Annotated in this window: 4 protein-coding genes and 1 other RNA gene; 3 read left to right on the top strand and 2 right to left on the bottom strand. The window is 48.5% G+C overall.

The annotated features are described in order from the left end of the window. Positions 1-394: 394 nt before the first annotated feature. Positions 395-1,327 carry a CDF family Co(II)/Ni(II) efflux transporter DmeF gene (gene dmeF, locus PMG71_RS03475; RefSeq protein WP_283752252.1) on the bottom strand — a complete coding sequence of 311 codons (933 nt, stop codon included), beginning with the start codon at positions 1,325-1,327 and terminating at the stop codon, positions 395-397. 191 nt (positions 1,328-1,518) lie between these two features. Beyond that, positions 1,519-3,105, bottom strand: coding sequence for a DUF1565 domain-containing protein (locus PMG71_RS03470; RefSeq protein ID WP_283752251.1), 1,587 nt, complete (start codon positions 3,103-3,105; stop codon positions 1,519-1,521). Positions 3,106-3,303: 198 nt separating this feature from the next. Between PMG71_RS03470 and PMG71_RS03465 the strand changes: the two genes are divergently transcribed. From PMG71_RS03465 to PMG71_RS03455, 3 genes are all read left to right on the top strand, one after another. Further along, positions 3,304-4,443 carry a 5-(carboxyamino)imidazole ribonucleotide synthase gene (locus PMG71_RS03465; protein ID WP_283752250.1) on the top strand — a complete coding sequence of 380 codons (1,140 nt, stop codon included), beginning with the start codon at positions 3,304-3,306 and terminating at the stop codon, positions 4,441-4,443. Between the two features lie 55 nt (positions 4,444-4,498). After that, positions 4,499-4,682: non-coding RNA, 6S RNA (gene ssrS / locus PMG71_RS03460), on the top strand. A 112-nt stretch (positions 4,683-4,794) separates the two neighbouring features. Next, positions 4,795-5,121 carry a 2Fe-2S iron-sulfur cluster-binding protein gene (locus PMG71_RS03455; RefSeq protein WP_283752249.1) on the top strand — a complete coding sequence of 109 codons (327 nt, stop codon included), beginning with the start codon at positions 4,795-4,797 and terminating at the stop codon, positions 5,119-5,121. Positions 5,122-5,321: the final 200 nt, after the last annotated feature.

Genomic DNA, 5,321 nt, shown 5'->3' with positions numbered 1-5,321 from the left:
GACATGAAAATTTGTTAAGAAGCGGGCAAGATGCCCGCACTCCTCGAATTCTTTGATACAGCACTTCGCGATCTTGTGAGGTATAGCCAGACAGATCCCCCTAAATCCCCCTTAAAAAGGGGGACTTTTACTACCCCCCTTTTTAAGGGGGGTTGGGGGGATCGAGATGTACCGCATAGCAGCGAAAATTGCTGTATCCCTCTTCTGTCACTCTTGGAAATTCTAACGAATTTCCGTCGTTATAGCCTGCGATCGCTAACGAAAGAATAAGGGTTTCAGCCCTCTTTTTCGCAAAGTGACAGAAGAGGGGTATGACTGGAGTGGGAGCATCTTGCTCCCTAAATTTTTAATTAGGGTATTTCCGCTTCGCGGACATGAATAAGCGAACTTGATATTAATCCCTTTTCACCTCTACACAAGATTTCCCTTCACAGGGATGGACTTCAACTAATACATGGGAAAGGGAAGAAATGGGGTCAAGGAGCGTTTTGTAATACTCTGGTTCTTGGGGATAGTGGGTAACCAAGGAAATTGTAGCGGCTAAATGCTCTTCACTGAGATGCCAAACATGCAAATCAACGACCCGATTATCCGCATCCTTTTCAATGCGATTAATAATGTCGAGCTTAGTTTGTTTATCAATTGCTCCATCGAGCAATAGGGCACTGGTTTCTCGTAAGAGGTTATAAGACCATTTGACAATGACGATCGCCCCAATCATACCCATGGCTGCATCCATCCAGATCCAACCGAGAAACTTACCTGCAAACAGGGCAAAAATGGCCAAAATTGAGGTTAAAGCATCGGCTAAGACATGGAAATAGGCAGCGCGAAGGTTATGATCGTGATGATGATCGTCATGATCGCGATCGTGATGGTCTTCTAATAACAAAGCACTGACTAAATTCACGACTAAACCAATGACGGCTACTGTAATGGCTTCATTAAACTGAATCGCTTCCGGTTGCAATAAACGACCGATGGACTCTACCACCATTACACAAGCTACGACTGCCAGAGCGACAGCACTCGCGAAGCCTCCTAGGGTGCTAACTTTGCCTGTACCAAATGTATATTTGGGGTCATTCACATAACGGCGAGCATATTGATAGGCAAATAGGGTAATCCCAAAGGCAGCAATATGGGTTGCCATATGCCAGCCATCGGCGAGTAGAGCCATGGAACCAAAGATTGTACCGGCAACAATCTCGGCAATCATGGTTATAGCGGTTAGAGCGATCACCATTTGGGTTTTGCGTTCAGCTTGATGGCGATCGACTAAGAAATTATGGGAATGTTGCCATTCTTTTAGGTTATGAATATGCATGGGAATGGGGGGATGGGGGGATGGGGGGATGGGGGAATGGGGGGATGGGGGAATGGGGGGATGGGGGAATGGGGGGATGGGGAAATTGGGGGATGGGGAGCGAGACGCTCCCACTGCTTCATAACCCATCAGGTTTACAACCCATTAACCGGACTTGATAGGGTTGCCTAGTTTTGACTGATTGACTTAACTTAATAGTCTACCAATTCGGCTCGTAATCCAGCATTGCGGACTAACTCTAGCCGGGTTTGGGCTTCTTCTAGGGTAGGAAATGCGCCGACTTGAATGACCGATCGCCCTTGATAGGAGCTGCGGAAGGCATCGGGAACCAGAGATTTAACCCGGTTTTGTTCCTGAGTAGAACCTGTATAGACAATCACGCGATAGCTCAAGCCCAAGGCAGAAGCGACGCTAGTCGGGGGAGGGGGAGGAGTTCCTGGCACACTGGCTCGGTTAGGAATGCGACTAGCATAGCTATTATCTCCCAAGGGGATATCGATATTGGGAACGGGCAGGGGTTCTAGGTTCGGGACTTGGGAAGTAACGGAGGAACTGCGGTTAGGAGCAGGTAGGGGGGTACTCGCTTGCCGAGGGGGAGCAGGTAGGGGGGTACTGGACTGGGGAGGTGGGGGTACGGGGATGGGAATGGGAGCGCGAGAGGGGGCGTTGTTGCTTGGAGGAGGTGTAACGGGACGGGTAGGGGTGGGGGGTAGGGTGCGGGAGGGTGGGGAGATAGGACGGGGAGTTTCTGCGGCAGGTTGAATCAGGGCTGTTGTGCCTTGAAAGTCGAGAGTGCCGATAATACGGCGGGTAATGAGTTGATTACCGTAGACGGGAATGATGTTTTTAGCACCTTGGGCATTAATGTCATATTCACCGTTGTTGCGGAACTGATTATTACCGGGTTCGTTGGCTGTACCGAGATTGGGTTGGGATTCAGAGATGGCGACTAATCCGTTGCGCTGGTTATTTTCGATGCGATTTTGTCGTAAAACGGGGGTGGCTTTGGCTTGGACTACTACGCCATCGCGATTATTAATAATTTGATTATTGATAATTAGGGGTGTAGCTTTCTGATTGATATTGATGCCAAATCCGGTATTATCAAAGACATTATCCCGCACTTCGGGATTGGATGTGCCATAGATGGTGATGCCGTTGGCTCCGTTGCGGGTAAAGTGGTTACTGCGAATGACGGAGCCACTTCTGCCGGTGATGGAGATGCCGTCATGGATGTTGCCAGTAAAGGTGTTATCGGCGACGACTAAGGAACTGGATTCGATCCATAAGCCATAACCGCGATCGCCAGGGTTGGTGACAGTTACCCCTGCTAGAGCGGCATCGTTGGCTCCTAGGAGGGTAATATTTTGCCGGGCAAAGGTGGGACTGATGAAGCGTCCCCCACCTTGGATAATGACGTTTTGCCCTTTATTATCGGGGTTCCCAACAACGATGACATCTCGTTTTAATTGAATGGGAAAGACTTCTCCGGTTTGCTCAGTATAGGTTCCGGGAGCGAGTTGAATGATGCTGTTGGGTGCAGCCATGCGTAAGGCATAGGTTAAGGTGCGATAGGGGGCTTGTGCTGTGCCATTTCCGGCGCGATCGTTGCCCGTTTGGGGGTTCACCCATAGGGTGGGTCGTTCGGTGGAGACTTCTGGGGTGAGTTGGGCGGTATACTCAGAGGCGAAAATGGGTTTGGGTGCGATCGCCGTACTCAAACTGAGACTGAGTAGGGTGAATAGAAGGGTACTGGAGTTAAGGATTGTTCTGTTCAAGGGAACCTCCCTGGTGGTAAGGGTGTGAGGATAGTTCAGAGTTGCACATTATGGTATCACCTAAGTCTATGGGAGTATAGATTCAGGAGATAGGCATTTTTGAATGCTTACGCGGCGATCGGGTTCCCATCAGGGGGGAGTGGGGAATGGGGAAAAGCTTGGTATGATTGGGGGTTGGGTGATTCAAAATAGGGAATTATGAAACAGGGACAGAAAACTCGCGTGGGGGCGATTGGGGGAGGACAGTTGGCTTGGATGATGGCTCTGGAAGCTGAAGCATTGGGTCTAGAATTGATGGTACAAACCCCGAAATCGAGCGATCCTGCGGTCTCTAGAGCTTCGGAGGTCATTTTTGGGGCGATCGCCGATGCGACCACTACAGAACGATTAGCCGAGCGCTGTGATGTTATTACTTTTGAAAATGAGTTTATCGATCTAGAGGCGCTCTCTTCTCTAGAGCAATCTGGGGTCTGTTTTCGTCCCCGTTTATCTGCCCTAAAACCATTATTAGATAAATACGATCAGCGCTGTTTTCTGCAAGATTTAGGAATTCCGGTTCCCTGGTTTAAAAGTTTAAATTGGCATCATTTACCGGAAAATTTTTCTTTTCCGGTGGTGTTGAAGACTCGAAGACAGGGGTATGATGGGCAAGGAACCTTAATTTTAAAAGATCGAGAAGAGTTAAATAAAGCGGCGAAAACCTTTGCTGATGTCCCGGTTTTAGTAGAAGAATTTGTGCCTTTTGAGAGAGAATTGGCAGTGATGGCGGCGCGATTTTCTTCTGGGGAGGTGGTGGTGTATCCTGTAGTAGAAACCCAACAGATTAATCAGGTGTGCCGGTGGGTATTGGTTCCGGCTGAAGTGGGGGAAAAGGTGCAGCAAAAGGTCACAGAAATTTCCCAGAAGTTGCTCAATGAGCTAGAGGTCATTGGCATTTTGGGGATTGAGTTTTTCTTAACCTCTGATGGGCAAGTTTTGGTGAATGAAATTGCGCCGCGTACCCATAATTCGGGTCATTTTAGCCTAGATGCTTGCTATACTTCCCAGTTTGCCCAACATTTGCGAGCGGTGGCTGATTTACCGGTGGGCGATCCGAGTTTGAAGTGTGGGGGAGCGGTGATGGTGAATTTGTTGGGTTATGAAGAGTCTGAGAGCGACTATTTACAGGAACGAGAGCGGTTAGCCCAACTTCCGGGAACTCATGTGCATTGGTATGGTAAGCCAGAAGTGAGACCGGGACGCAAGTTAGGCCATGTTACCGTCTGTACGGATAGCACAAAACGGGAGGAGTTGGTGGCGATCGCCCAGAAAATTGAATCGATCTGGTATCCGGCATAAAAATCTCTAATCCCCCCTAGCCCAGAACGGAAAATTGACTTACAATGCCGATTAAGATAGGCTGCGGCGTTGGTGACTGCCAATAACGTTTTATGATCTATGCTTGACTTATAAGGGAACTGAAAGAGATTCTAGCAGCAGTAAACCGAGCCAGCACTCGGAAACGAATGCCGGGACTTCAGTACCCACCTGGTAACCCCAGGTCAAAAGCTGAGGCAAGACGGCGTTGCGGTCTATCTCACCCCAAAAAATTCTGGTTACAACATTATCGCCACAAGGTGCTTGAGTAATGATAAAATCGAGAACGCGCTGGAAAGGAGCGCGTTTGTGTTTTTCTGTACTGCAACTCCTATGACGAAAACTTTTACTGTTGAAATTAATCACCAAGGAACAACCCATGTTATTGAAGTTCCTGAAGACCGGAAAATTCTAGAAGTCGCGAATGAAAAGGGTCTAGATTTACCCCAGTCTTGTTTAGCTGGAGTCTGTGAAACCTGTGCTGTATTACTGACAGAAGGCAAGGTGCGTTATCGGGATGAGAATGATGCGATGGGTTTGAGTCCTGAGTTGCGTCAGCAAGGGTATGCTCTGCTGTGTTCAGCCTATCCCCAATCGGATATTAAGTTGGAAACGGAGAAAGAGGATGAGGTTTATGATAAACAGTTTGTGAAATCGTAAAACCCAAACTCGTGCGATCGCAGTTTTCAATGAAATGTAAACTGGAAATGCCCTCTCCCTATACAGCAGTTTTCGCGCTTTATGTGGGACATCTTGATCCCCCTTTCATGTCCGCTTGCGGAAAATCCCCCTTAAAAAGGGGGACTTTCCTATTCCCCCCTTTTTAAGGGGGGCAAGGGGGGATCTTTTCCTACTGTCCA

The sequence above is a fragment of the Roseofilum acuticapitatum BLCC-M154 genome (assembly GCF_030068475.1).
GTDB classification, from domain to species: Bacteria; Cyanobacteriota; Cyanobacteriia; order Cyanobacteriales; family Desertifilaceae; genus Roseofilum; species Roseofilum acuticapitatum.
Note: the sequence above shows the minus strand (reverse complement) of the source record. Positions and strands in the feature narration are given on the sequence as shown.

Coding starts and splice junctions, on each gene's coding strand:
- dmeF (WP_283752252.1), bottom strand. CDS start 1,327: ATGCATATTCATAACCTAAAAGAATGGCAACATTCCCATAATTTCTTA.
- PMG71_RS03465 (WP_283752250.1), top strand. CDS start 3,304: ATGAAACAGGGACAGAAAACTCGCGTGGGGGCGATTGGGGGAGGACAG.
- PMG71_RS03455 (WP_283752249.1), top strand. CDS start 4,795: ATGACGAAAACTTTTACTGTTGAAATTAATCACCAAGGAACAACCCAT.